At 32.7% G+C, this 26,914-nt stretch carries 25 protein-coding genes, 2 pseudogenes, 1 riboswitch and 1 other annotated feature; of the genes and pseudogenes, 20 read left to right on the plus strand and 7 right to left on the minus strand.

Annotated features, from left to right (window positions below; translation table 11 throughout):
- Window positions 1–138 precede the first annotated feature (138 nt).
- The 4 genes and pseudogenes from EGX95_RS30380 (at window position 139) to EGX95_RS11135 (ending at window position 3,648) form a co-directional block, all read left to right on the plus strand.
- A complete protein-coding gene (locus tag EGX95_RS30380; protein WP_001004886.1) occupies window positions 139–306 on the plus strand; it encodes a hypothetical protein in 168 nt (55 codons plus the stop codon).
- 213 nt (window positions 307–519) lie between these two features.
- Window positions 520–1,017 (plus strand): DUF421 domain-containing protein, encoded by a 498-nt coding sequence (locus EGX95_RS11125; protein WP_001055960.1) that lies wholly within the window; start codon window positions 520–522, stop codon window positions 1,015–1,017.
- A gap of 243 nt (window positions 1,018–1,260) precedes the next feature.
- On the plus strand, window positions 1,261–1,890 hold the full coding sequence (locus EGX95_RS11130) for a class I SAM-dependent methyltransferase (RefSeq protein WP_000397618.1): 630 nt from the start codon (window positions 1,261–1,263) through the stop codon (window positions 1,888–1,890).
- 259 nt (window positions 1,891–2,149) lie between these two features.
- Window positions 2,150–3,648, plus strand: a pseudogene (locus EGX95_RS11135) (UDP-N-acetylmuramoyl-L-alanyl-D-glutamate--2,6-diaminopimelate ligase).
- Between the two features lie 159 nt (window positions 3,649–3,807).
- Here EGX95_RS11135 and EGX95_RS11140 read toward each other — a convergent pair.
- On the minus strand, window positions 3,808–4,509 hold the full coding sequence (locus tag EGX95_RS11140) for a class I SAM-dependent methyltransferase (RefSeq protein ID WP_001079465.1): 702 nt from the start codon (window positions 4,507–4,509) through the stop codon (window positions 3,808–3,810).
- Entirely contained in the window at window positions 4,506–5,408 is a 903-nt protein-coding gene (locus tag EGX95_RS11145) for an SMP-30/gluconolactonase/LRE family protein (protein ID WP_000377987.1), read from the minus strand. The genes EGX95_RS11140 and EGX95_RS11145 overlap by 4 nt, the downstream gene beginning before the upstream one ends.
- A 143-nt stretch (window positions 5,409–5,551) precedes the next feature.
- Between EGX95_RS11145 and EGX95_RS11150 the strand changes: the two genes are divergently transcribed.
- Complete coding sequence (locus EGX95_RS11150) at window positions 5,552–5,767, plus strand: DUF2197 domain-containing protein (protein WP_002027742.1); 216 nt, start codon at window positions 5,552–5,554, stop codon at window positions 5,765–5,767.
- A 26-nt stretch (window positions 5,768–5,793) separates the two neighbouring features.
- Window positions 5,794–6,050, plus strand: a binding site (T-box leader).
- Between the two features lie 82 nt (window positions 6,051–6,132).
- A complete protein-coding gene (gene lysS / locus EGX95_RS11155) occupies window positions 6,133–7,686 on the plus strand; it encodes a lysine--tRNA ligase (RefSeq protein WP_000558617.1) in 1,554 nt (517 codons plus the stop codon).
- A 56-nt stretch (window positions 7,687–7,742) separates the two neighbouring features.
- On the opposite strand, the gene EGX95_RS11160 is transcribed toward lysS, so the two are convergent.
- Entirely contained in the window at window positions 7,743–8,171 is a 429-nt protein-coding gene (locus EGX95_RS11160; protein ID WP_001128417.1) for a cell wall hydrolase, read from the minus strand.
- A gap of 155 nt (window positions 8,172–8,326) precedes the next feature.
- Here EGX95_RS11160 and EGX95_RS11165 point away from each other — a divergent pair, with 155 nt between their 5' ends.
- The 3 genes from EGX95_RS11165 (at window position 8,327) to EGX95_RS11175 (ending at window position 11,055) form a co-directional block, all read left to right on the plus strand.
- On the plus strand, window positions 8,327–9,241 hold the full coding sequence (locus EGX95_RS11165; RefSeq protein WP_000554780.1) for an acetamidase/formamidase family protein: 915 nt from the start codon (window positions 8,327–8,329) through the stop codon (window positions 9,239–9,241).
- Between the two features lie 126 nt (window positions 9,242–9,367).
- A complete protein-coding gene (locus tag EGX95_RS11170) occupies window positions 9,368–10,075 on the plus strand; it encodes a response regulator transcription factor (protein WP_000238973.1) in 708 nt (235 codons plus the stop codon).
- Window positions 10,072–11,055: a sensor histidine kinase gene (locus EGX95_RS11175; RefSeq protein WP_002080538.1), complete on the plus strand. Its 984-nt coding sequence runs from the start codon at window positions 10,072–10,074 to the stop codon at window positions 11,053–11,055. Before EGX95_RS11170 ends, EGX95_RS11175 begins: the two co-directional genes overlap by 4 nt.
- 420 nt (window positions 11,056–11,475) lie before the next feature.
- On the opposite strand, the gene EGX95_RS11180 is transcribed toward EGX95_RS11175, so the two are convergent.
- The gene (locus tag EGX95_RS11180; RefSeq protein ID WP_000376252.1) at window positions 11,476–12,102 is read right to left on the minus strand and encodes a DUF6518 family protein; all 627 of its coding nucleotides are present in this window, start codon (window positions 12,100–12,102) and stop codon (window positions 11,476–11,478) included.
- A gap of 531 nt (window positions 12,103–12,633) precedes the next feature.
- Here EGX95_RS11180 and abc-f point away from each other — a divergent pair.
- From abc-f to EGX95_RS11205, 5 genes and pseudogenes are all read left to right on the plus strand, one after another.
- Entirely contained in the window at window positions 12,634–14,262 is a 1,629-nt protein-coding gene (gene abc-f / locus EGX95_RS11185) for a ribosomal protection-like ABC-F family protein (RefSeq protein ID WP_002080540.1), read from the plus strand.
- A 20-nt stretch (window positions 14,263–14,282) separates the two neighbouring features.
- A pseudogene (locus EGX95_RS31050) lies at window positions 14,283–14,381 on the plus strand (acetyltransferase); the annotation flags it as partial.
- Between the two features lie 288 nt (window positions 14,382–14,669).
- Window positions 14,670–15,440: an ABC transporter ATP-binding protein gene (locus tag EGX95_RS11195; protein WP_000404256.1), complete on the plus strand. Its 771-nt coding sequence runs from the start codon at window positions 14,670–14,672 to the stop codon at window positions 15,438–15,440.
- A complete protein-coding gene (locus EGX95_RS11200) occupies window positions 15,415–17,346 on the plus strand; it encodes an FtsX-like permease family protein (RefSeq protein WP_123805509.1) in 1,932 nt (643 codons plus the stop codon). Before EGX95_RS11195 ends, EGX95_RS11200 begins: the two co-directional genes overlap by 26 nt.
- A gap of 66 nt (window positions 17,347–17,412) precedes the next feature.
- Window positions 17,413–18,084 (plus strand): lipoprotein BA_5634 family protein, encoded by a 672-nt coding sequence (locus EGX95_RS11205; RefSeq protein ID WP_000722812.1) that lies wholly within the window; start codon window positions 17,413–17,415, stop codon window positions 18,082–18,084.
- 74 nt (window positions 18,085–18,158) lie between these two features.
- Here the strand turns inward: EGX95_RS11205 and EGX95_RS11210 are convergent, their stop codons facing one another.
- A complete protein-coding gene (locus EGX95_RS11210) occupies window positions 18,159–18,500 on the minus strand; it encodes a DUF3914 domain-containing protein (RefSeq protein WP_001167181.1) in 342 nt (113 codons plus the stop codon).
- A 269-nt stretch (window positions 18,501–18,769) separates the two neighbouring features.
- Here EGX95_RS11210 and EGX95_RS11215 point away from each other — a divergent pair, with 269 nt between their 5' ends.
- From EGX95_RS11215 to EGX95_RS11240, 6 genes are all read left to right on the plus strand, one after another.
- Window positions 18,770–20,011 (plus strand): esterase/lipase family protein, encoded by a 1,242-nt coding sequence (locus tag EGX95_RS11215; RefSeq protein WP_000517052.1) that lies wholly within the window; start codon window positions 18,770–18,772, stop codon window positions 20,009–20,011.
- An 87-nt stretch (window positions 20,012–20,098) separates the two neighbouring features.
- Window positions 20,099–21,139, plus strand: coding sequence for a homoserine dehydrogenase (locus tag EGX95_RS11220; RefSeq protein WP_000695912.1), 1,041 nt, complete (start codon window positions 20,099–20,101; stop codon window positions 21,137–21,139).
- Between the two features lie 166 nt (window positions 21,140–21,305).
- Window positions 21,306–22,754, plus strand: coding sequence for a MocR-like pyridoxine biosynthesis transcription factor PdxR (locus tag EGX95_RS11225; RefSeq protein ID WP_000471643.1), 1,449 nt, complete (start codon window positions 21,306–21,308; stop codon window positions 22,752–22,754).
- A gap of 4 nt (window positions 22,755–22,758) precedes the next feature.
- A complete protein-coding gene (gene ddlB, locus EGX95_RS11230) occupies window positions 22,759–23,673 on the plus strand; it encodes a D-alanine--D-alanine ligase (RefSeq protein WP_001219730.1) in 915 nt (304 codons plus the stop codon).
- 74 nt (window positions 23,674–23,747) lie between these two features.
- Window positions 23,748–23,853, plus strand: a riboswitch (TPP riboswitch).
- Between the two features lie 123 nt (window positions 23,854–23,976).
- Entirely contained in the window at window positions 23,977–24,666 is a 690-nt protein-coding gene (tenA, locus tag EGX95_RS11235; RefSeq protein ID WP_000144500.1) for a thiaminase II, read from the plus strand.
- Between the two features lie 457 nt (window positions 24,667–25,123).
- On the plus strand, window positions 25,124–25,405 hold the full coding sequence (locus EGX95_RS11240) for a heterocycloanthracin/sonorensin family bacteriocin (RefSeq protein ID WP_123805511.1): 282 nt from the start codon (window positions 25,124–25,126) through the stop codon (window positions 25,403–25,405).
- 121 nt (window positions 25,406–25,526) lie between these two features.
- Here EGX95_RS11240 and EGX95_RS11245 read toward each other — a convergent pair whose 3' ends face one another.
- Both EGX95_RS11245 and EGX95_RS11250 read right to left on the minus strand, forming a co-directional pair.
- Window positions 25,527–26,312: a sulfotransferase family 2 domain-containing protein gene (locus EGX95_RS11245; RefSeq protein ID WP_000006505.1), complete on the minus strand. Its 786-nt coding sequence runs from the start codon at window positions 26,310–26,312 to the stop codon at window positions 25,527–25,529.
- Between the two features lie 306 nt (window positions 26,313–26,618).
- The gene (locus tag EGX95_RS11250; protein ID WP_000202163.1) at window positions 26,619–26,813 is read right to left on the minus strand and encodes a hypothetical protein; all 195 of its coding nucleotides are present in this window, start codon (window positions 26,811–26,813) and stop codon (window positions 26,619–26,621) included.
- Window positions 26,814–26,914 lie beyond the last annotated feature (101 nt).

Raw genomic sequence — 26,914 nt, forward strand, 5'->3', positions numbered from 1 at the left:
GGATTCTTTAATAGGTACAACGGGTTGTGAAAACAGAGAATGGTTTTTGCTCTTTCATTATGTACAAATAGTATATTATCTTTCTCAGTGTACATATTAAGTAAAGAGTTTAATATCAAACATAAAAGGGGGGATAATATGAATGAAAATAAGAAAAATGAAGAATTGATTAAATTTAAGAAACAATGGTTTAATGAAGATAATCAACCAATAGCTGGAATAGAGTTAGCTTTACCGCCTGATATAGGCAGCATGTTAGACTCCAAATCAGTTGATGATGAAAGTGAAGAAAGTAATAATGAATAAGTTTAATCTATATGCATCCATTCGGGTGCTTTTTATTTTTTTGATAATGGAAGATGGATTATCAAATCCTTATTGAAAAAAGGTTGGTTAAAATAGATTCTTTTTCAGTATATGTAAGTTTAATTTTTACAAAAAAGTTTAATTAAAATACATTTAGAATGCTATATGAAATGGGAATGCTAGTAACATTCACCATTAAAGGATTGGGCTATTATGAATATGATTTTTGAAAGCATTATTTTAATTCTGACTGGAATTATTGCATTAAAAATGACAGGTAGTAAATCTGTTAGCCAAATGACAAGAGCTGAAATTATTATAGTAGTATCAATTGCACGTATTATTGTGGAGCCTGTATTAAGTCGGAAAGTAGGCCCATCTATATTTGCAGCTGTAATATTTGCAGGCGTCCTTCTTATCATTCATTTCTTTGAATTGAAATCAAAGAAGATGGAACAATTCCTAAATGGCAGTAGCATTATAGTAGTAGAAAATGGAGAGATTGTAAAAGAGAATTTGATGAATGCGAAAATGTCGGAACAACAACTATATATGCAATTAAGAGAAAAAGGGATTCATGATTTAAAGAGTTTACAGCAAGTTACAGCTGAACCGAATGGGCGAATTGGTTACCAATTAATAGAGAAAGCTCAACCGATAACTTTAGAAATGTTAGAAAAAGTAATAGATCAGTACAATATAAAAAGATAATTTATCTTAAGAAAAATCAATACTACAACGGAAGTATTGGTTTTTCTATTTTTTACACACTAATATAGGGGAAATAATAAGCCAATCTTAAAATTAGATATAGGCTTATTATTATGCTATATTCAATGAACCTATAGTGAATGTGGTAAAAAATTAATTTGGCATAGGTAACCGCAGCACTAAAATTTATAAGTTTTTAATGTGATACTAAAAATAGGATTAGAACAAGGAGATAGAATCATAATGGAATTTTGGGAATCAAGCTTTATTGAGAAGCAAACAATGTGGGGGTTTGAACCTACAGAATCTGCAATTTTGACAAAAGATTTTTTTGTGGAAAACAATGTTAAAGACATATTAGTTCCGGGTATTGGCTATGGAAGAAACGCAAAGGTATTTATCGAAAATAGTATAAATGTAACAGGTATTGAAATTTCGAAAACAGCGATCGATTTAGCAAGAGAAAACGGACTAGAAGATGTTAGTATTTATCACGGTTCAGTAAACGAAATGCCTTTTGATAATAAACTGTATGATGGGATATTTAGTCATGCACTTCTTCATTTGTTGAATGAACAGGAAAGAGAGAATTTTATTAAAGATTGTTATAATCAGTTAAAACCTGGTGGATATATGGTTTTTACAACTGTTTCTAAAAAAGCTCCAATGTACGGAAAAGGAAAACAGTTGGATAAAGATTATTATGAGATAATGGAAGGCGTAAAAATGTTTTTCTATGATTCTGAATCTATAAAAAAAGATTTTAATCAATATGGATTAGTACAAGTTTCGGAAATTGATGAACCAAATAAGAACATGGCAAATAAACCTTCAATCAACTTTTTAACGATAAAATGTAAGAAAGAACTATAACTAAAAGTTATTAAGAATGATTAAATATGTTTATATATTAATTATGCACAAATAAAGAGGACAAGCATATAATAGAAATACCTTTTAACTTTAAGTAACCTTAACTTTCGTTAATAGGGTATCTCAAAATCCCCAAAAGAGCACTTGCGGAAACAAGTGCTCTTTTATTTTTTGTTTATTTAAGATGAATAAATTTCGTTAAACCCGTATGGGATTTTAAACCATTATTTTATATAAAGTGGTAAAATAAATAGGGGAAATGTTTAAGGGGGCGGGAGATTTGAAACTAAAAGAGCTGGCGAATTTGTTATTGGTTAAAGAAACTATTGGCGATATGAATGTAAAAATTACGGGATTAGAAATGGATTCTAGAAAGATAACTAATGGAAACCTATTTATATGTGTATCAGGTATCGATGGTTTTCTTAAAGATCGACATCAATTTGTTGAAGATGCAGTGAAAAATGGTGCTGTAGCACTAATTGTAGAAAGGGATGTAAATATTGAGATACCTAAAATAATTGTTAAAGATGCTAGGTATGCTATGGCAGTTATTGCGTCACATTTCTATGGTTATCCATCTAATAAAATGAAGTTAATTGGAATTACAGGGACAAATGGGAAAACAACTACTTCCTATTTACTTGAAAAAATTTTAAGTGATTATGGATATCACACGGGGCTCATGGGGAATAACGGAGTGAAAGTTGGTTCAAAATGGTATCCTACTGATATTAATACGCAAGAACCTCCAACACTTCAACGGAATTTGCAGATGATGAAAAATCAAAATGCAGATTATTGTGTTATGGAAGTTACGTCACAAGGGTTACATATGGAAAGAGTTAAAGGGTGTAACTTTAAAATAGCTGTTTTCACAAATTTAACACAAGATCATTTAGATTATCATGAAACATTTGATGAATATAAGCATGTAAAAAGTCTTCTTTTTGCGAGATTAGGAAATGATTTATCTACTATAGATAAAAAATAGCTGTTTTGAATGCAGATGATCCGTCGGTAGAATACTTTAAAAAAATTACTTCAGCCGAGGTTATCACATATGGAATACATAATGGAGCAGATGTTCAAGCGAAGAACATAACTTTAAGGCCAAAAGGAATTCGTTTTTTAGTTTCGTCCTTTAATGGAGAAATAGAGGTTAACCTTAATCTTGTAGGTCGTTTTAATGTTTATAATGCATTAGCAGCAATAACAGTTGCAATGGTTGAAGGTATCCCGCTTACAAACATTTGCGATAGCTTATCTAACTTAAAGAGTATTGAAGGTAGAATGGAAATTATAGATGAAAATCAAGATTTTCTTGTAATAGTGGACTATGCTCATACACCGGATGCGTTAGAAAATGTTCTCTCTACAATTAGCGAGTTTTCAAAAGGTAAAGTTATTACTGTTTTCGGTTGTGGTGGGGATAGAGATGCAAAAAAACGATCTATCATGGGTGGAATTGCTGGAAGTTATAGCGATTTTGTTTTTATTACTTCTGACAATCCACGTTCGGAAGATCCGCAGGCAATAATGAAAGATATTGAAAAAGGATTTTTGCAGAATAATAATTTGAATTATAAAGTAGAAGTAGATCGTGAACTTGCAATAAATCACGCAATAAACATGGCATCTTCTAATGATATTGTTTTGATTGCAGGAAAAGGGCATGAAACGTATCAAATTTTAAAAGATTCAACTATTCATTTTGATGATAAAGAAAAAGCTCGACAAGCAATTATTAATAAATGAATGAATGAATTCAATTACTAGCTGAATAGTATTTTTAATAAAAATAATGTTTTAGATAAAGCTAAAACTAATAACGAAGCAATTTTTTGAAGAATTTATAATTGAAAGGTAAGGGTGTTTCTCTGAATATATGAGGGAAAAACCCTACCTTTTATAGTTTTATTTCTGAACAACAAACGTAATAGCATTTGTTTTTAATAGAATGTGTCTTTCGTTTCGGATTATATCATAAGCTAATTCTTTTATTTCAACTTTCATTTCCTTCCAGTCTTCATAAATATTTTTTAATAGATATATCATATCTTCAGTAGGAAGGTTAATTTCAATTAAAGCATCTAACTCTTCATTTGTATGTAAGTCAATTTCTTGTATGTTCGAATTAATAATTAAACAATTCATACCGCCGCTTTTTGTACCTTCTTTCATAGAATGGAGCACTTTTTTTAAATCTTCTTCTGATTGAACATGCTCTAAACTGGATACTGCAACGATATAATCATAAGTATTACGTTGGATGTAGTAGTTTTCAATTGCTGCTTGTTCTGTTTTCATATTATTAATTACACCATATTCTTTACTATAAGTTTGTAATTTTGTTAAAGCAGAATCAAGTAAATCCACACATGTAACAGTACCACTCGCATTTTGAATCTTTTGGGCAATGGGAATACTATTTCTTCCAACGCCAGAGCCGAGATCAAGTACTTGCAAGTTGTTTTTTCCTTCAAAATAATCCATTAAATCCATAACTGTTTTAACCGGTTTGTACAGCCAAGAACCAGTTTCAAATAGTTTGTATTGTTCATAGCAAAGGTCATGATATTTCTTTTCTTCTTGTCTTATGTAATCTATACGATTCATAGTGTTTCAGCTCCAATATTATTATTGCAAAATGAATGGGTAGGACAACCTTTTACATTTGTTTGAATTCGAAAAATACCACCAGCATGTGGATATTGCTTTAATTCGTCATCCGTCATTCCTGTTCTGGCTGTTGTAACATATAGGTCGGTTAAATTAGGCCCTCCAAATGTACAAGATGTTACATATAGCGCTGGAATCGGGATACTTAATATTTGTTCACCAGTTGAAGGGTTCCATCTAGTAATCTTTGAACCTCCCCAATGAGCAATCCATAAGCAACCTTCCTCGTCAATTGTCATACCATCAGGTAGACCGTCATTTTCGGGGAAAATAATTACATCACTTGGATTACGAATTACTCCAGAGCATATATCATAATGAAAACGAACTACTTTTTTAGTAGGTGTATCGATATAGTAAAGGTATGTATGGTCAGGTGACCAAGCTATGCCATTTGATGTATTTACATGTGAAACTTTTTTCTCTACCTTTAAATTATTATTTAAACAATACAAGGAGCCAGCAGCATTAATACCGTATGTATCTGTAGTACCTGCCCAAAAACGTCCTGCCGGATCGCATTTTCCATCATTAAAACGATTTTTAAATAAATGTGGTTCAGGGTCAAAAATATGTGTCAGTTTTTCTGTTTCTACATTAATAGAATAAAAGCCATTTTCCATAGCTAGGAGTAGTATGTCATCTAAATATGGAACAACACAGCCAATTTGTTGATTGAGAGCAATTACTCGGTTTGTATTATCGGTAGGACTAAATATGCATAATTGTTTCTCCACAATATCAACCCAGTATAAAAGTTGCTTTTTTTCATTCCAAGATGGTCCTTCAGCTAAACTTGCTTTCGCATCTAAAACTAATTCTATATTACTGTCCAAGATGTTCACCTCGCTTTATAAGATATTTATATAATTCGATAAGAATAGAGGCAAACCTTTTAATCAGAAAATATTAAGATTTGTACCATGGAAAAACTGATTTTCTCGAGTGATTAAAAAAATGTATAAATATTGAGAGGAAAATGCATATGATGTTTTATGAAATTGTTTGTTTTTCTTGTGAAAATATATTTCGTGTTTATGAAGGCAGTGAAAAATATAAGCGATTTAAAGAGAAACCAAAAGGGGTATATTGTTGTGATGAGTGTAGCCACAAAATTCAATTAGAGGCGATAAAGAATTTTTTAGATAAGTATACGCTTTTGATTCGGAAAAGTTTGACAATAAAACTATTTTAAATTATCATATAAAAAAACTAATATGTAAAATGGTATGGAAGAGAAGAGTAGTTAAGAAAGAATACGTACAGAGAGCTCTGGTAGCTGAGAAAGAGCAGTATACATCTTAATGAAAAAAGACTTGGAGCTGCGCAAGGAACTAATTTATTTAGGGATGGTGCGACGGGATCTCCCGTTATAGAGATAGGGTATAAGCATATTTTGCCGTACCTGAAGAGGTTAATATGGCGACATATTAACAAACTGAGGTGGTACCACGAAGCTAATAACTCTCGTCCTCAAGATGAATAATCTTGGGGTGGGAGTTTTTTTAGTGCAAAAAAATGAAAATGTGAGAACAAAAATATAATTGAGGTGAGTAGTATATGCATTGGGCATATGAAGTAGCACACGAATTAATTAGAAAACATCCAAACAAAGAAACTTTTGTTTGCGCATCTGGAATTAGTCCATCTGGTTCTGTTCATATTGGGAACTTTCGTGAAATCGTAACGACTTATTTTGTTGTAAGGGCGCTTCAAGATTTAGGGAAAAAGACTCGTTTTATATTTTCATGGGATGATTACGACAGATTTAGAAAAGTCCCTAAAAATGTTGATTCATCTTTTGTAAAGTATATCGGAATGCCATACTGTGATATACCAGATCCGTATGGATGTCATAATTCATATGCCGAGCATTTTGAAAAAGAGTTTGAGGAATCGCTTCAAGTATTTGGGATTGAAGTGGAATTCATATATCAACATGCTGAATATAGAAGTGGAAGATATAACAAAAACATATTGGAGGCTTTATATAAAAGAAAAGAAATATATGATATTTTAATGAGTTTTAAAACGGGAGAGTGTAGTGAAGAAGAGCGAGAGGGCTTTTATCCGGTTACATTATATTGTGAGAAATGCGGGAAAGATGCGACAACGATTACACATTTTGATGAAGTATTAAAAACAGTTCGGTATGAATGTGAATGCGGAAATCAAACTGAATTATCGGTATTAAATACAAATGAAATGAAACTGAATTGGAAAATCGATTGGCCGATGAGATGGATGATAGAGGATGTTGTTTTTGAGCCGGGCGGAAGAGATCATTCATCAGAAACGGGTAGTTATAATGTATCAAAAGAAATTGCGAGAAAAATATTCAATCGTGAAGCGCCTCATTATATTGCTTACGATTTTATTGGAACTAAAGGGCATCATGAAAAAATGTCTAGTTCCTCAGGGAATAGTATTACACCTAGCGAGTTGCTAAAAGTGTATTTGCCCGAAGTGATTCTATTTATGTTTGCAAAATATAGGCCAGACGCAGCGTTTCATATCGGTCTTGATGAAGATGTAATTCGCAATTATACAGAATATGAACGATTGAAAGATAGTTATGAGAATAAAACGCTCAAAAATGAAGATTTATTTGATGCAATTAAGCTTTCTAGAGTAGATAGCGGATTTAAAGAATATCCGAAATTTAATCAAGTAGCAGGAACGTTACCGTTATTAAATTTTGATTCATCTATTTTACAAGGTATATTAGACAAAATAGATAGGAATTATGCATTAGAGGATATGGTAGCGATAAGTAAACGTGCAGAGTATTGGGTTAGAAACTTTCAATCTGAAAAATTAATGGCGGTAAATCAAGAGAGAAATATAGAGTTTTACAACACATTAGATGAAAGACAGAAAGAATGGTTAGTAGAAGTCTGCAACATACTTCGTTCTAACAAAGATTACTCTAACTTAATGGAACAATTGTACGCGCTTTGTCATCATGAAAATAAAAAAATAATGAAAGAAAATCAAAAACAATTATTTATTATTATATATAAGCTCATTATGAATCAGTCCAGTGGCCCTCGAATACCGTTATTAATACATGTTGTAGGAGTTGAAAAGTTCATCACATTATTAGATTTTTAAAAAGCTCAAAGAAATGCAAGTACTTAAAGGGCTAAGTACTTGCATTTCAAATTCTATTACCGTGAATACATTTTCGGACATTCGTCACCACTAGGTTCATAAAAACAATGACTTTTAAACTGTCCTACAAATGGCTGGTTATACCATTGGGGTGGACAAGATCCAACTGGACGGAAATACCAAAGAGCCCATCGTGCAGGCCAGCGCCATTCACCTTGTAAAACTTTTCGTGCGATTTCTTTTTCTGACTCACGAGCACGTTGATAAAAATATCCGTATTGCACTGCTTCGAATCCACCAGGGCTTTGATATACAGCGTCACGTACAGAACGAAGTTGTTTAAAATCTAAGCAATCACAAAATACACGATTTACTACAACGCAGCCAACAAGTTGTTCACCTTGTCGACCTTCGCCTTCAGCTTCAGCACGCATTAAACGAGCTAGTAAATCAACATCGCTTTCGTTATATGGAATAAGGGGCATAGTGATACCACCTTTCTTTACCTGTTATAGTAAAGAGTGTATGTATGAAAATAAGCTAAGTGCTTTTCTATATGTAAATTCATTAATTATTAAAAGGAGCTTTTATGAAAAAAGCTAATTATTAATTGTAGACTAATATAAAGAGGAGAGATAATATGCATCGAATTCAGAAAGACCATATCATTTACGCAATGTCACCAGAAAATCAACCATGTATGGAAGTAGAAATTGGGAGTCGACTTATATTTGAAACATATGATTGCTTTGAAAATCAAATTAATTCTGAAGATGTTGTGTTTCAAGAATTAGATTGGAACCGGATTAATCCAGCGACTGGTCCGGTATATATTAATGGTGCAGAACCTGGGGATATATTAGTTGTTACGATTGAAAAGATAAAAATTGCAGAGCAAGGTGTTTTAACTACAGGGGTGAATCTTGGCGTAATGGGTGAAGAGCTACATGAAAATACAGTGAAAATCGTCTCAATACATAATGAACATGTTCTGTTTTCAAATGAACTACAAATCCCGATTAATCCAATGATCGGTGTAATTGGAACAGCGCCGAAAGAAGCGAGCATTTCATGTGGCACACCACATGATCACGGCGGGAATATGGACTGTAAAGAGATAAAAGAAGGGACAACATTATTATTACCTGTAAATGTTCCTGGTGCTCTATTAGCATTAGGTGATTTACACGCAGCGATGGGTGATGGTGAAATTGGTGTTAGTGGAGTAGAGGTTGCTGGTGAGGTAACCGTAACAGTCCAAATTATAAGAGGGAAAAAATGGCCATTACCAATGGCTATTCAAAAAGAAAAAGTAATGACGATTGCTTCAGAAAAATTGCTAGATGATGCAGCGAATCGTGCTGTACGTAATATGGTGACATTTTTACATGAAGAATTAGAAATGTCTAAAGTTGATGCAACACTTTTATTATCGGCTGCCGGCAATTTAAAAGTTTGTCAAGTGGTTGACCCGCTGAAGACTGCTCGAATGGAATTAGGGATGAATTATGTGGAGAGATTGGGGTTTACTATGAGTGAATTCCATATTAAATAAGAAATGATAGAAGAAGGATGATTTTGTATAAAAGTATCTTTTTTGATTTACGGATTATATAAAAAAAGGTAGTATTTATTTTATATAATTGAATATAAGATTGTGGGTCGAAAAAGGAGTAAACACATGGTTAAAATTATGATTGTAGAAGACGATATGAAAATTGCAGAACTATTATCAACACACGTTGCGAAATATGGGTATGAAGGAATTATTGTATCGGATTTTCATAATGTATTAAATATTTTTTTAGAAGAACAACCAGAGTTAGTTTTATTAGATATTAATTTACCGAGTTTTGATGGGTACTATTGGTGTCGTCAAATTCGCGGAGTTTCTACATGTCCGATATTATTTATTTCAGCTCGTGAAGGTACGATGGATCAAGTCATGGCGCTAGAAAACGGTGGCGATGATTTCATTTCAAAGCCATTCCATTACGAAGTTGTAATGGCTAAAATTCGAAGTCATTTAAGGCGTGCTTACGGAGATTATGCACCGAAAGTAGAAGAACGGATGGTTGAGCAACAGGGTCTTTGTTTATATCCTGAAAGGCTTGTATTGAAGCTTAAGAAGCAAGAAATTGATATAACGAGAAATGAAGCTATTTTATTAGAAATGTTAATGAAAAATTATCCGCGTGTTGTGAGTAGAGAAGTGTTATTAAATAAATTATGGGATAGCGAATCCTATGTTGATGATAATACATTAAGTGTAAATACGACACGTGTTAGAAAAAAGTTAAAAACGTTACATATTGAGAATGCGATTGAAACAATTCGTAGTGTTGGATATAGATTGCATATTACTTGGGATACTGGTATGGAAAAATGATAAGGCTGTTTATACGTGATCATATACCACTTATTTGCTTTACAGCGATCCAACTACTAGCCATATTCCTCGTATATTGGTTTGATGGACATAACCGTATTGCGACGGCATTGTATGCAATGTTTTTAGGTGCCTTTTTTATGGTAGGCTATTTACTATTTCGTTACTATACACATCGTTCTTTTTATGAACGTTTAGCAAACCCGATGCAATCTTTAGATGAATCGGTTCAAAAATCTGATTTTGCAGCTATATCTGCTGCTCTTCAAGACTTGCTTGAAGTACAATATCGCCATTATCAAAATCAACTCCAGATACAAGAGAGAAAAAATAATGATCATTTAACTTTTATGAATCAGTGGATTCATCAAATGAAAACACCTTTATCTGTAATAGAATTAATTACACAGGATGAAGTGGATCCACGTTTTGAAAGTATAAATGAGGAAACAGATAGGCTGAAAAAGGGGCTAGAGATGGCACTGTATGTCGCACGTTTAGAAGCATTTACACAAGATTTTTATGTGGAAAGAGTACAATTACATAAAATAGTGAATGATTCTGTGCATGAACATAAACGTTTCTTTATCCGGAATTTTGTATATCCAGAGCTTAAAATTGATAAGGACATTACAGTAGAAAGTGATGCGAAATGGTTACAATTTTTAATTGGACAAATACTATCAAATGCGATTAAATATTCATCTGGTAGTCGAGAGAAGATTAAAGTGAAAGCTTGTAAGGAAGGTAATAATGTTATACTTGAAATTGCTGATAACGGTGTAGGAATACCGAAGCAAGATTTACCAAGAGTGTTTAAACCTTTCTTTACAGGAGAAAATGGTAGAGATTTTAAAGAATCAACTGGAATGGGGCTATATCTCGTATATGAAATTACGAAGCAATTAGGGCATAGTGTAGAAATCCATTCAGAAGTTGGTAAAGGTACGGTTGTACGAATTAAATTTTATAATGTATAAATAAGTGATCTAGGCTAAAGAACTTTGGAAATAAGTTTTTTAGCCTTATTTTATCTCGTTTTAATGGGGGGCGGATTGCTCATTAAAGTCCGATTGATGAGGGATAATAATTAGTGGGTGATAAAGAAAACCCCCACTGGTTAAAGTTTACCTTTATGGCGATTATATGGAATGGTAAAAGGTCATCTTAGTATACATAATGCCACGCTAATAAATACGATTGTTAAATTAGAAGTATTTAATAAAAGTTGATGAATAGTTTTTGTAAGAAAAAAGCTATCCCTTTGAAAGAGATAGCTTCATGAATCCAGCCTATGAATAAGTGTATCAACATTAATAAGTATAATGATCAAATTCGTGATATATTTTGTGGACTATAATAGAATTAGTCTTTTGTTTTTTCATGATACAGTATTGTAATTAAGTAAACAAACTTAATAATTTATATCCAATTAATCCTAAAATAGTGATAGGAACCATCATTAAGAAAGAAGAAATTCGATTAGCATTAGAGCGTTCTAATACAAGAATCAAGATAATCCCGACTATGACTTCGGTATATCCAACAGGTAACATGTGATTATAGTCTTCAAAATTTAAAAGAATGTGAAGTCCATCCGTTACAAAAACTCCACCAATAAGTGCACTTCCTAATTTATGAAGTGGATTTGTAGTATCTTTCCATAGAAAGCCTGCAATTCCAAAGATAGTTCCTCCAATGAATGCACATGTTATCCATACAGAAATAAAATAAATAGAATGAGATACATTTTTAAATATTATTGCATAACCATAGTAGCCTAGTACCATACCGAGTAGTGCAAGGATACCAGAAAGTATAGCTGTACGCTTAGAATAACTAAAGCTAGCCACAAAAAAGGATGGAACTAACCAAACGCTTCCTAGGTTAGCTAATGAATTCCAATGTCCTGGAAGTATACCTTGTCCCAATTTCGTTAGTACACCAACAAGTATCCCTACTATAATCGGGAGGATAAAAATCCTTACAAACATATTTAACTTTGTGATTTCTAATGTCCTGTCCATAAATTCAATCCTTACATTAATATTTTCTGTAAAGATATAATAGCTTAACACAAGGGAATAATCAATAAAAATTTATCGAAAAACAATAAGTGATTATTGGATAACGAATAAGATTTTGTTTTTATATAAAATTTATTACTGTGGAAACCTAAAGGGCGTATTACAATCAATGTAATTTGTGCTTATTCAACATGAAGTTAAGGAATGATAAATAAATCTAAAAGAAAGCAATCTTTTTAACAGCACATATAATTACATTTACTCATACAGTACTAGTATGGTACAATATGGTTATTAACGACGGAAAGGAATGATGGGTGGACGATGATTAACTAATCTTATTTTTAAATGTTGAAATTCAATATATTTCAATTTCTAAAAAATAGGATTAGTCTGCCCAATTTCCATACAACGGTATTGCTATTTATGTTGCGCAATAGCTTATTTGGGTATAAATATTTTAACGACTAATCCTGCCAAATTTATTTGGGAGGATTTTTTTATTCTCCCTTAATGAAAGGGATCGGTATTATGAAAGAACTATTAAAATTAAATGATGTTTATGTTGAAATAAAGGAAAATACTTTGTTAGAGAAAATGAATGTGACAGTAAGACAAGGGGATGTTATCGGATTAATCGGCAAAAATGGGGCTGGTAAATCAACGTTACTTCAATTAATAAATGGGAAGATTGAACCATCAAAAGGTACTGTTGAATGGATGCAAATGAATATGACAACAGCATATGTTGAACAAGAAAAAGAATCTTTCGTTAGTAAGGATATAATTGCAAAAGAAGCAGAACTTCTTGCGAAATGGGGCGTGCCAACGAATGATTTTTTTACTTTAAGTGGTGGTGAAAAGCTAAAAGTTCGATTAGCAAAAGGATTTGCTGAAAATCCTAATGTCTTAATATTAGACGAACCGACAAATCATCTAGATGAGATGAGTACAGAATTTCTCATTAAGCAAATTAAAAATATGAAAGGTACAGTTATCGTCGTATCACATGATCGATATTTTTTAGATGTTGTCGCGACTAGAATATGGTCAATTGAGGATAAGAAATTAATTGATCATAGCGGGAATTATACGAGTTATATGAAAGCACGTGAGCATAAAAGAATGACGCAGCAGCGTGAATATGAAAAACAACAAAAGAAGATAGAACAAGTAGAAACTCATATAAAAGAATTAAGCTCATGGTCACAAAAGGCACATGCGCAGTCCACAAAACAAGAAGGTGTGAAAGAGTTTTATCGTGTAAAGGCGAAGCGAATGGATGCGCAAGTAAAATCGAAACGAAAACGTCTTGAAAAAGAGCTTGAGAAAACGAAAGTTGAACGTGTGAAAGAAGATTATTCGGTTGAATTTTCTATTCAAGCGAATAAAAAAGTAGGGAAACGTTTTTTAGAAGTAAAACAATTACGGAAAGAATTTAATAATCGGCTATTATTTGAAAACGTTAATTTTACAATTCAGCACGGTGAGAAGATTGCGATTGTTGGCCCAAACGGTAGCGGGAAAACAACATTACTAAAGATGATTATGGGAGCGGAAACTGCTCAAGGCGAAATATGGATTTCACCATCAGCAAACATCGGTTATTTAACACAAGAAGTATTTGATTTACCACTTGATAAAACACCAGAAGATTTATTTTATAAAGAGACATTTGAAGAAAGAGGAAAAGTCCAAAATTTAATGAAACATTTAGGATTTGAATCTTCCCAATGGAAAGAGCCGATACGATATATGAGTATGGGAGAACGAGTAAAATGTAAGCTAATGGCTTATATTTTAGATGAAAAAGATGTACTTATTTTAGATGAACCAACGAATCATCTGGATTTGCCTTCACGTGAACAGCTCGAAAATACATTAGCTGAGTATAACGGAACACTCGTTATTGTTTCTCATGATCGATATTTTCTGGAGAAAACAACAAACACAAAACTTGTGTTTGTAAACAATACGATACAAAAGCAACTTGAAGAATCTACGAAAACAAGAGATGAAATTGAAGAGCTACGTTTAACGTTAGAAACAGAAAGACAAGAAGTATTAGGGAAATTAAGCTTTTTAACTTCTAAAGATAAAGAATATAAAGCACTGGATGAACGATTTAAGGAACTTACGAAGCAGATTAAGGAACTTTAATGTAAGTAAGGGGGATTAACATGGGAGAAGAGAGTTTGACTAAGTTATTTAGAATAGATTGTGGAGATCTATACCTACAAGAGTTTACGGTCAATGATGCAGAGAGTATTTATCAAATACATTTCAATTAAAGGCGTAAGTTAAAAATATAACTTTGGGAATGAAAAGATCGATAAAGTAATCGGTCTTTTCTTTTTCGTATAATAAAGATAGGATATTGTATTTCCTACCACTATACAATTATTATAAGATAGTTATGCGTTAATTTTAATTTGTAAATAGTATTATTATCAGTTTTTTTAGAAATCTTACAAGCGTGTAAGATAAATGAAAGATGAATCAATATGAGCTATAAGAGAATTCATTTACACTCTATTGTGAGAAGTGCAAATGAAGGGAGAATAGAAATGGAAATTTTACATGCGAAAAATATTAGTAAAGTATATAAAGGGAAAATACCTTTTAAAGCATTAGTAGATATTGATTTATCAATTCAAGAAGGTGAATTTATAGGGATCATGGGGCCATCTGGTAGCGGGAAAACAACGTTATTAAATATGGTATCTACTATCGACTCTCCAACATCGGGAGAAATAGTAATAAATGGTACGAATCCTTTCCAGTTATCATCTGAAGATTTGGCTTTATTCCGTAGAAAACAATTAGGATTTGTATTCCAATCATTTAATTTACTTAGTACGCTTACAGTGAAGGAAAATATCGTATTGCCGATGACATTAGATGGTGTTTCTGTGCAAGAAATGAATAAACGAGTAGAAGAAATTGCAGAGAAATTAAATATTACAGATATATTGAATAAAAGAACGTTTGAAATTTCAGGGGGACAAGCTCAAAGAACAGCAATTGCTCGTGCAATTGTTCATAAGCCGCAATTATTACTTGCTGATGAACCGACCGGGAATTTAGACTCTAAATCTTCAAATGATGTAATGGAGATGCTGGATACGCTTAATAAGGAAGAAAAGGCAACGATGATGTTAGTTACACATGATCCGTATGCAGCTAGTTTTTGTAGCCGAGTAATCTTCATAAAAGATGGTCAACTGTATAACGAAATTTATCGTGGTGAAAGTCGGCAAACCTTTTATCAAAAGATTATGGATGTCCTTTCTTTGTTAGGAGGGAAAAGGCATGACTTTTCGTCAGTTCGCATTTAATAATATTTTTCGAAATAAGCGTACATATGCTGCCCATTTTTTAAGTAGTGCATTTTCGATTATGATTTTCTTTACATATGCCCTTTTATTATTCCATCCTGATTTACAGGGGGAGTTGAAATCGACAAGTAAAACAATAAGTACATTTGGTACATTAGGATTTCAAATATCCCAAGGTTTGATTTTTGTCTTTTCATTTTTCTTTATTTTATATTCAGTGAGCTCGTTTTTAAAAACGCGTAAGAAAGAATTTGGTATTTTAATGATGCAAGGTATGTCAATGAGACAGCTTAAGCAGTTATTGTTAATTGAAAATATGTTAATCGGACTTGGTTCGATTTGTATTGGGATCCTCATTGGCCTCATATTTTCTAAACTAGTTTTACTAATCAGTGCCAGTGTATTAATGATTAGTAATGGTTTACCTTTTTATATACCAGTGCAGGCTGTATTATTAACAGTTTTCACGTTTCTTGTCTTATTTTTAATCGTTTCGTTAGTTACATTTAAAACGGTTAAAGTAACCGAACTTGTGGAACTTATTCAAGCTGGAGAAAAGCCAAAGCCTGAACCGAAAGCTTCAATAATATTATCGTTACTTTCTTTAATTAGTATAGGGTATGGATATATTTCAGTATTTCGCTTTATTCAAAATCATAGTTTTATCATGCTCGTAATGGGTGTGCTCTTAGTAATTATAGGAACGTACTTTTTATATACACAATGTAGCGTTTATATATTGCATCTTGCGAAAAGGAGTGAATTTTTCTTTTTAAAGAGAACAAATATATTAACGTTTTCAGAATTAATTTACCGTATGAAAGATAATGCAACTATGTTTTTTATAGTGTCTATTATTTCAGCAGTTGCTTTTACAGCAATTGGAACTATAGCTGCTATTGGGAATAAAGAATTGGTAAGAATGACAAACCCATATACGTTTCTTTATATAGGTCCTGAAAAAGACAAAGTGGTGGATAAACATCTATCTATTATAAAAAAACATCTTGCTGATGCGAATATTCCATATCGAACAGCTTCATCTTCTTATAAATATACAGAAAGTAATGTATATGTAATGAAGTTAAGTGAATATAACGAACTTGCGAGAGCGCTAGGATATCAACAAGAAACAATTGAAAAAGAAGATGAAATATTACTAATCCCTGGAATGGTATCACAAAAACAAGAATTTAAAAATGGTGATTATAAAAAGAATATTGAAGTCATTGAAGGAGATTGGATAAAGACATTTCGTGTGAAAAAAGCTGTAGAAAATTTAGTTTTACCACATGATACTAGCGGTATTTTTATCGCAGTTCAAGATCGTGTATATGATGGTATTCCTTTTAATATCAATCAAGATGATGTAGTTATTCAACATCGTACATACGGATTTGTTGTAGATGACTGGATAAAGACGAAAGAAATTTCAAATCAATTAAATAGTATATTCAATGCAGATGCAAGAGAAGGTAATTTCTATTTTCAAGCTTTGACTTTAAGTTTGTTAGAGGCAAAACAAACGAATGGATTATTACTTATGGCAAGTGTTTTAGTTGGAATCGTCTTCTTCACATTTGCCGCTAGTTTTATTTACTTCCGATTATATACTGATTTGGATCGGGATCAACAACAATATAAAATGATTTCGAAAATGGGATTAAGTAAGCGAGAGTTGAAAAAAGTTGTAACGAGACAGTTATTATTAATGTTCTTTTTACCGATTACCATTGCAGTAATACACACAGTGGTTGCTTATATGGCATTACAACAATTAGTCGATTTTTCTATTTTAAATAGTTCTATTGTAATTTTAATTTCATTTATCTGTATACAAGTTTTATATTTCTATATAACTCGTTGGCGTTATTTACAAAAGCTTTATAAAACTATGGAACAGTAGGGAATATGAGTAAGTAAGACTGCATAAAAGCATGTAAAAACAATTTGAGTTATGAAAGGAACTGTGATGAAGAAAATATTATCTATTTTCATTTTAAGTATATTAATGTTAATAAGTTTAAGTGCATGCTCTAAAAATGAAAACAGATTTCCAGCTAACGGTGTATTAATCATTGGAGATGAAAATAATACTTTATCAATTATGAATCGTTATCAGGAAATTACGAAAGAAAATGAAGTGTTTTCTGTGAAAACGGGTACATTTAGAAATGGACAAGTTTTAATTTTAAATGAATCTACAGCACAAGCGTTGATTAAAACAAAGATTTTTCGTGAAAGAGAGAATGGATCCAAATTTAGACCTATAGATACGTTACCTAAGTTACCAAAAGAAGGCTCGATTTTGTTGGCACAAGAAGATGAAAAAAATTTAAAAAGTATTGAATTAGAAGGAAAGGAGTTTGCTGTTAAATACGGTAGTGATGCTTGGATAGGTAACACTCGTAAATATCCAACACAAGCGTATGTAATTGTAGCAAAAGATAGTGTGTATAAAGAATTAAAAGCAAATGAAACGAAAATGTATCTTCTCCACCTGAACAAGTCTTTAGGTGATGAAAAACCTAAAATGTCGACAGATAATACATTAATAAATGAAAAAGTAAAAGTAGAAAAGTTAATTAAAGATCATCAAGGGGAAGTATCATTTCAGTTTGTAACGATTGGAGAAAAATCTTAAAAAAGAGTTCGAGGTTGATAGAAATTTTATCAATCTCGAACTCTTTTTACTTTAGAGCATTCATATAACATAGATTACATTACTTCATTTAATCGAGTCTCACTCGTTTCTTCCATCGCATTTGAATTTTGAACTGAATTATTTTGTGCTTCTTTTTCTTTACGAGCCTTTTGTAGCATTTCAAGTATAATCCATAAAGGAACACCTTTATCTTTTAGCATCTTCCATAAATCTAATTCATTAAATTTATGCTCAGGTTGTTTCGTCTCTTTTTCAGATGAACGAATATCAAATTTGATGGGATCATTTGATTTTTTATCTTCAAGTTTAGTAGAAGAGATAGTATTATGCTCAAGATTAGATGGAGTTATTTTAGTAGGTTGAGATAATGTATGAATATTTGATCTGATTTGCATGCTTTTTCCTCCTTTTCAAGCAATGAGATTAGTTTTCTTATGGTTTTTAAATCTTTTTAACATGAGGAAACTATACCTAATTATAAATTCAAATAAATAGATTTACAAGGTGTATTGTAAAAAGTAAATGTTTACTTGAATTAATATTTATCAACATTTGTATATGTTTTCTATATATACAACGTATATATAATAATTTACATTATGTTTAAGTTATTAAAGCATGCTGTAAAGTGAAAAATGTAAACGTTTTATCAGGGGGAGGAAATATGGGGAAGTTATTTTTAAAAATATGTTTTTTTGCATTAGTGGCTGTTTGTTCATTGGTAGCGAAAATAACATATGCTGAAGAGAGTCAACAAAATAATTATCCGATCATTTTAGTAAATGGGTTTGCCGGATGGGGTAGAGAGGAAATGCTAGGGGTTAAATATTGGGGGGGTGTTCATGATATACAAGAAGATTTGAAACGCAATGGTTATACAGTTCATACCGCAGCTGTTGGACCAGTTTCTAGTAACTGGGACCGTGCATGTGAATTATATGCCCAAATTAACGGTGGAACAGTAGACTACGGTGCCGCACATGCTGAGAAACATGGACATAATCGTTTTGGTAGAACTTATAGTGGTTTTGCGCCGAATTGGAGTGAAACAAATAAAGTTCATTTAGTTGGGCATAGCATGGGTGGACAAACGATTAGAACATTAGTACAGCTATTAAAAGAAGGCAGTTTTGAAGAAAAAAATTATGTGAAAAATCACCCAAACACCAAAATATCACCATTATTTGAGGGCGAGAAATCATATGTTCATAGTGTTACAACATTAGCAACTCCTCACAACGGTACAACACTTGCGGATGGTAGTCTTCTACTACCGTTCGTTAAAGATTTACTCATTACAGCTGCAAGTTTTGGAGGAAACGATAATTTATCACTATATGATTTTAAATTGGATCAATGGGGCATAAAGAAAAATGTTGGAGAGTCCTTTTTCCAATACAGTAATCGTATTCTAAATAGTTCACTTTGGAAAAATACAAAAGATATAAGTCAATGGGATTTAAGTACAGATGGTGCAAAGGAGTTAAATAATTGGGTAAAGACGCAACCGAATGTGTATTACTTATCCTATAGTGGACATGCATCACAAGCGGCACCTATAACAGGTTTACATTTGCCTCATATAACGATGAATAAAGTGTTAATGGGGAATGCATTTTTCTTAGGTTCCTATGCAAGGTATGAAGAAAATCGTCCATTAATTGATACTACTTGGTGGCAAAATGATGGTGTAGTAAATACAAGTTCTATGATTGCACCTTCTTCTAATGCTACCGTAAATAATAATGAGTCATTACAGATTGGGAAATGGAATCATATCGAAACGAAAGCAAATTGGGACCATCTCGACATGGTAGGATTAAGTATTTCAGACACGTTAGGTTTTTCTAACATTCAAGAGTTTTATAGAACAATTGCTGAAAAGCTATCACGTTTACCGAAATAGGTAATAATAAAGCGCTCTCGATGGAATTCGAGGGCGCTTTATATTATATTGAAAGAGGGATTTGGTAGAAAAATATGGGGGGATATTATGAAAATTAAAGTTGTACTATCAGGATATGGAACAGTAGGAAGAGAGTTTATAAAATTACTACATGAAAAATGTTCATATATATATGAAACATATGGTATAGAGTTAGTTGTAAGTGGCGTATTAGGCAGAAATGTTGCAATACATAATGAGGATGGATTATCTATTCACAACTTATTAATGTATGGTAGCAGTAGTGCTGCAATTGAAAAGTATATAGAATATCATCCGGAGGAACGTGCGACAGATAACATAAGTGGTACAGTGCTGGTAGAATCAACAGTTACAAACCTTAAAGATGGAAATCCAGGGAAACAATATATAAAACAAGCGATTGAGAAACAAATGGATATAGTAGCAATTTCAAAAGGTGCGCTTGTTACAAACTGGAGAGAAATAAATGAAGCAGCAAAAATTGCGAATGTACGAATTCGATATAGTGGTGCAACTGCGGCCGCATTACCGACACTTGATATTGGTCAATTTAGTTTAGCTGGTTGCCATGTTGAAAAAATAGAAGGAATATTAAACGGGACAACAAATTATATTCTTACGAAAATGAATGAGGAAGATATTACGTTTGAAGAAGCACTGAAAGAAGCGCAACGTAAAGGAATTGCTGAGACGAACCCAATATTGGATGTAAGCGGATCTGATAGTGCTTGTAAATTGTTACTTTTGACAAACAGTTTAATGGGAACAGAGCATATGCTTACAGATATATATATAAAAGGAATTGAACATGTTACAAAACAACAAATTCGAAATGCTAAGGAACAAAATAAATTTATTAAATTAATAGCTTCAGCGTATAAGGACCAGGATGGTAAAGTGACTCTTAAAGTAGAACCGTACGAAATAGATAAGGATCATCCGCTAGCAAATGTAAATGGGACAGAAAAAGGGATTACGTTCTTTACAGATACGATGGGACAAGTTACTACAATTGGTGGTGCATCAAATCCACGCGGAGCCGCAGCAGCAGCTTTAAAAGATATAATTAACTTATACCGTAAAGATTTATCCCTTAGTAACAGGTAGTAAAACGCCTGGTTCGTGAGGGCTAATAATCAGTGAGCTTAATAAACAATCCCATTGATTAAAGTTCCACTTTATAAGACCGTACCGCCCTTTATAAAAAATACATATGTAGTGGACCTTTTGAGAATGAAATAAATATGCAAAAATGATTGCAGGGGGTAAGGAATTGTTTAAAGATTTTAAAGTTGTCAAAGAGCGTCCCGTTTATATTCAATTGAAAGATTATTTAAAAAAGATGATTATGAAAGGGCATTTGCTCGGGGATCAAAAAATTCCTTCGACGAGGGAACTTAGCGAATTATTAAGTGTGAGCAGAAATACTGTGCTAGCTGCTTATGCGGATTTAGAGCAAGAAGGACTTATATATGCAGTTAAAGGAAAAGGGAATTTTGTTGCGAAGGTTGATATTTCAAACACTTCGTCTGTTGAAATAGATTGGAAAAATAAAATTAATACAGTTACTTTATTAGCGGATGAATTAGATTTAATGAAACATGGTGTTCGCTGGGAAAAAGGAATGATTGTTTTTAACAGTATCGCTCCGGACGAAAAGCTATTTGATGTGGAAAATTTCAAAAGAGCTTTTCTTACGCGTATGTCCATTGAAGGTGATGTCGTATTAAATTACGGATACGCAAAAGGCTATAGACCGTTAATGAAATATTTACTTCATTATATGGAAATGAAAGGTGTAGATATTTCGAATAAAGACATTTTAATTACAAATGGATTTACAGAAGGGTTAGACATTGTTCTATCCTCGTTATCAAAGAAATCAGGGCGGGTTATTTGCGAGAATCCGACTCATCATGCTGCACTCAAACTTTTCCGCCTACATGGTCTTGAAGTGGATGGAATAAATATGAATGAAGATGGTATTGATACGAACGAAGTGGAAAAAAGCTTGCGTGAAAAAGAGTTTGATTTTGCGTATTTAATTCCTTCCTATCATAATCCAACCGGTATTGTTACGAGTTCAGAGAAAAGAACGGAACTGATGAGATTATTTTCAAAATATAAGGTTCCTATTATAGAAGATGGATTTAATGAGGAACTACGTTATTCAGGTTCACATTTAGCCCCACTATTAACTTTTGCTGGTGCTGGTAATAATGTGATTTATATTAGTAGCTTTTCGAAGGTACTTTTCCCTGGTTTACGTGTTGGATGGATCATTGCAGATAAAGAGCTGATTCATTATTTAGAAAGTGTAAAAAGAGCAAGAACAATTCACACATCTACTTTAGATCAAGCTGTTCTTTTTCAATATTTACATGAAGGATATTTTGAAAAATATTTAAAAAAGGCAAGGTCTGTTTATAAGAAAAAATATGAGTTAGCTGTTGGGGCGTGTAACGAGTACATTCCGTTTCAAAGAATGACCGGTGATGGTGGACTTCATTTATTTATAGAGTTAGAAGAAAAAATTCATGCCCGCACACTTTTGCAAAAGTGTTATGAGCAAGGGGTTACTTTTTCTCCTGGAGATGTGTTTTATTCTGATGGAGAAGGAGCGACCACTTTTCGATTAGGATTTTCACGCCTGAAAGAAGAAGAAATAGTTCGTGGAATCAAAATAATCGGTGATACAATAAAAAACGAAATTTGGAGTTGAGGAAATGAGAATTGGCGTTATTATGGGAGGAGTATCCTCTGAAAAACAAGTATCCATTATGACTGGAAATGAAATGATTGCAAATTTAGATAAAAATAAATATGAAATTGTACCAATTACATTAAATGAAAAAATGGATTTAATCGAAAAAGCGAAAGACATTGATTTTGCATTGCTCGCATTACACGGAAAATACGGAGAAGATGGAACTGTTCAAGGAACGCTTGAAAGTTTAGGTATTCCTTATAGCGGAAGCAATATGTTATCTAGCGGTATATGTATGGACAAAAATATTTCGAAAAAGATTTTACGTTATGAAGGAATAGAAACACCAGATTGGATTGAACTTACAAAAATGGAGGATCTAAATGTTGATGAATTAGATAAATTAGGATTTCCGTTAGTGGTAAAACCAAACTCTGGTGGCTCGAGTGTGGGGGTAAAGATTGTCTATGATAAAGATGAATTAATTTCAATGCTGGAAACGGTGTTCGAATGGGATTCTGAAGTAGTAATAGAGAAATATATAAAAGGTGACGAGATTACATGTTCCATTTTTGATGGAAAACAATTACCTATTATTTCAATTCGACATGCGGCGGAGTTCTTTGATTACAATGCGAAATATGATGATACTAGTACAATTGAAGAAGTTATTGAACTTCCAGCTGAACTTAAGGAACGTGTAAACAAAGCGTCACTGGCTTGCTATAAAGCATTAAAATGCAGCGTTTATGCAAGGGTGGATATGATGGTGAAGGATGGTATTCCATATGTAATGGAGATTAATACATTACCAGGGATGACGCAAGCGAGTTTACTACCAAAAAGTGCAGCTGCAGCGGGAATTGAATATAGTAAACTATTAGATATGATTATTGAAACTTCATTAAGAGTAAGAAAAGACGAAGGATTTTAAGTAGTGGTATCATGAATAACTTTTGACAGTTACATGAAGTATGTTATGATGAATACAATACGAAAATTAAATATTTTATCCACTAGGGGGGCCTATTATAGGCTGAGATCAAATTGGAATTTGAGACTCTTAGTACCTGATCTGGTTAATGCCAGCGTAGGGAAGTGGGAAAGACATTGCTATTTAATAAATAAAAACTGTCAATTTCACTTTCTTTACGCCTGTAAAGAAAGTTTTTTTGTTTTACAGATTTAATAATGGTGGGTAAATACTTAAATTTTATACATAATTGGAGGGACTTAAATGACTTTTTCACAATCATTACGTAAAGAAGTAGATTCAATTTGGGAAGCTAGTTTTCATCATCCTTTTGTAAAAAAACTTGGTGAAGGAACGTTAGATTTAGCTAGTTTTCGCTATTACGTGCTTCAAGATTCATATTATTTAAGTCACTTTGCTAGAGTACAAACTTTAGGAGCTGCAAAAGCACTGGAATTAGAAACGACAGCTCGTATGGCACACCATGCTCAAAATACATATGAGGCGGAATTATCTTTACATGAGAATTTTGCGAAGAAATTAGGGATAACACAAGAAGAAAAAGATACTTTTATCCCTGCTCCAACTGCATACGCATATACTTCACATATGTATCGTGCTGCGTATGAAGGGCATTTAGGTGATATCATTGCAGCTATTTTACCTTGCTATTGGTTATATTATGAAATTGGTGAGCGTTTAAAAGAGTGTCAGCCAGAAGAGCCAATTTATAACGAATGGATTTCTGCTTATGGATCTGATTGGTTCCGAACGTTGGTTGAAGAACAAATTACACGATTAGATGCAATAGCTGAAAAAGTAACAGAGGCAGACCGAAATCGAATGAAACAACATTTTATTATTAGCAGCCAATATGAATATTCATTTTGGGAAATGGCTTATACATTAGAAAAGTGGCCGATAAGTACAGAAGAGAAAAACGTAATAGGATAAAGAGAAGAGGTATTGCTATTCACAGGTATGAATAATACTTATGTATATAATTTAACAAAAGAAGTATCACAAAAAGGCGCATCAATCTAAGTGCGTCTTTTTTCAATTTATCCCGCTTTAATGGGCAGTAAGACCCCCGCCTCAAAACAAAATTCAGCGAAAGAAAAGAATTTAGGTGGGGGGGCGGGCTGCCCATAAAATTCCGATTGGTTCAACTAATAATCAGTGGGGGATGAAGAAAACCCCCACTGATTAAAGTTTCACTTTATAAAAATGAGCCCGTGGAAAAATAACCTAAAAATAGGTACATGAACAAGGTGCATCATCTAGTGATAGGTCATATTTTGTAGGTGTACGTATTGAACTTAGCTTATAGCGCTATTTCTACTAAGATTTAACAAACAGAAATATAGGAAAGCGTCGAAAGGTTTAAAGTTAATAAACGGAGGTCATGAAAATGAATCAGTTTCAACAAGAACTACAAGCGTTAAGCCTTAATGATTACCAGTCTGGAAATGTTGTGTACTGGGACCAGCAAAACCAATATCCATATTACTATATTGAAGATGCTGCTGGTCGCTGTGGCGGATGTGGCGGTCGTTGCGGTGGATTTCGTTGTGGTGGATTCCGTTGTTTTGGTTGCTTCGGTTGTTTTGGTTGTTTTAGTTGTGGCGGCTGTGGTAGTTGCTCTAATTGTTTTAATGGTACTTCTGATGCTATTGTAATATATGAATATTGATTTGAATTTTATTAAAAAAGACACGGCTTCCAGTGTCCCAACTTACGACGAGAGTTTTATGAGGAAACTTAAATAGGTCAATTTAAGTTTCTCTATAATATATGAAACTGCAATTAGAAAATCAGTTATTTTTTAAAGGAGTTAATGGGTATTTGTATGTGCTGAAATCCTTATTAAAAACATCTTGTACTAATTGGATAGTTTCATGATCATAAAAACTATCGTATGTTGGGAGCCGTGGGAATAAAGGATCAGTAATATCAGCATCTGCAAAATTCCCTTTAAAAATCGCCCTGTCCTTCTGATGATGCCATGATTTGGTTAGTATATGTAAAGGGGAAGTTTTTAGTTGATATATTTGTTCGAGGCGAATAATTTCAGTAGAGAAATTTTCAAGGTAGATATACTTTGTAACAAACTCCTCCTCACCTGGTTCATACTGCTGCATTAAATGTGGATCTACTTGTTCTAAATCCATCATTTGTGCTTTTAAGTAGTAGAGAAAGATTTTAAATGAAATAGGTTTATTACAAAATTCATAACCATAATAAAAATTCCGAATAGGATTCCATGCTGGGTTTTCTATGTAAGGGGGAGCGATTAATGAGAAGAATGAACTTACAGCTCTTGTATACGGGTTTCTTACTAACTTATAGGTATCTTTTTCTTTTGAATATAAAGCTGCAGCTAATTCAATAAAGTAGTCCGAGGAGTTTTTATATATTTCATTTTCATAATTATGGATGAAAGAATCGTATTTTATGGCTTGTTTAAATAAATTTATTTGATAAAAAAACCAATGTGCAAGAGAAGTACAGCCACTTTTTTGACTCCAAAATAAAATTAAAGGGAAGTTGGAATTAAAGAGGGGAACGCGTCCGTATTTAATCATATTTGCAAAAGACATAGTTATCCTCCATTCAGTTATGTCAATTATGTTTAGTGTATGAATAGAGAACTTGGCATATGAACAAGAGAAGAGAAGTAGAATAGATAGTTTAAAACAATATAATTTTGAAATGAAAGCGTTAGTTTTTACAAGAATCTTTACACCTATAAACAAACATAGCAGGCAACTGACTGGATTGCCCGCTATGTTCATACACTGCACGGAGGAGTGCCTTCCGTTTTGAAAGAGCGAAGCCCAGGGAGAGAGCGCTCAGATGTAGTATGTGTAATGAAAAAAAGATTATTCGTAAATGAGAATGAAAAATTATTTTATAAGGACTGGCATTCGTTTAGTTTCAAATCTTTCAAAGTCTATAGGACAATATGCAAACGTTGCTATAGGTTCTGAAGTCTCGTTTGTAAAAAAAGTGTGGTTTATTACTTCACCAGAAGAAGAATAAAAAGTGATTTTGGTTTTTGATATAGGAGGTAGCGTTATTACCAGTGGTTTACTTGTCATACTGATCAGCTCCTAAACTAGTTGGTTCTATATGAACGTCATATGTATTCAATAAATGTATATGAATTCATTTTATAAAGTTAGCACTTTGTGAATTGAGA

This window comes from Bacillus sp. FDAARGOS_527 (genome assembly GCF_003812125.1).
Taxonomy (GTDB): Bacteria; Bacillota; Bacilli; order Bacillales; family Bacillaceae_G; genus Bacillus_A; species Bacillus_A paranthracis.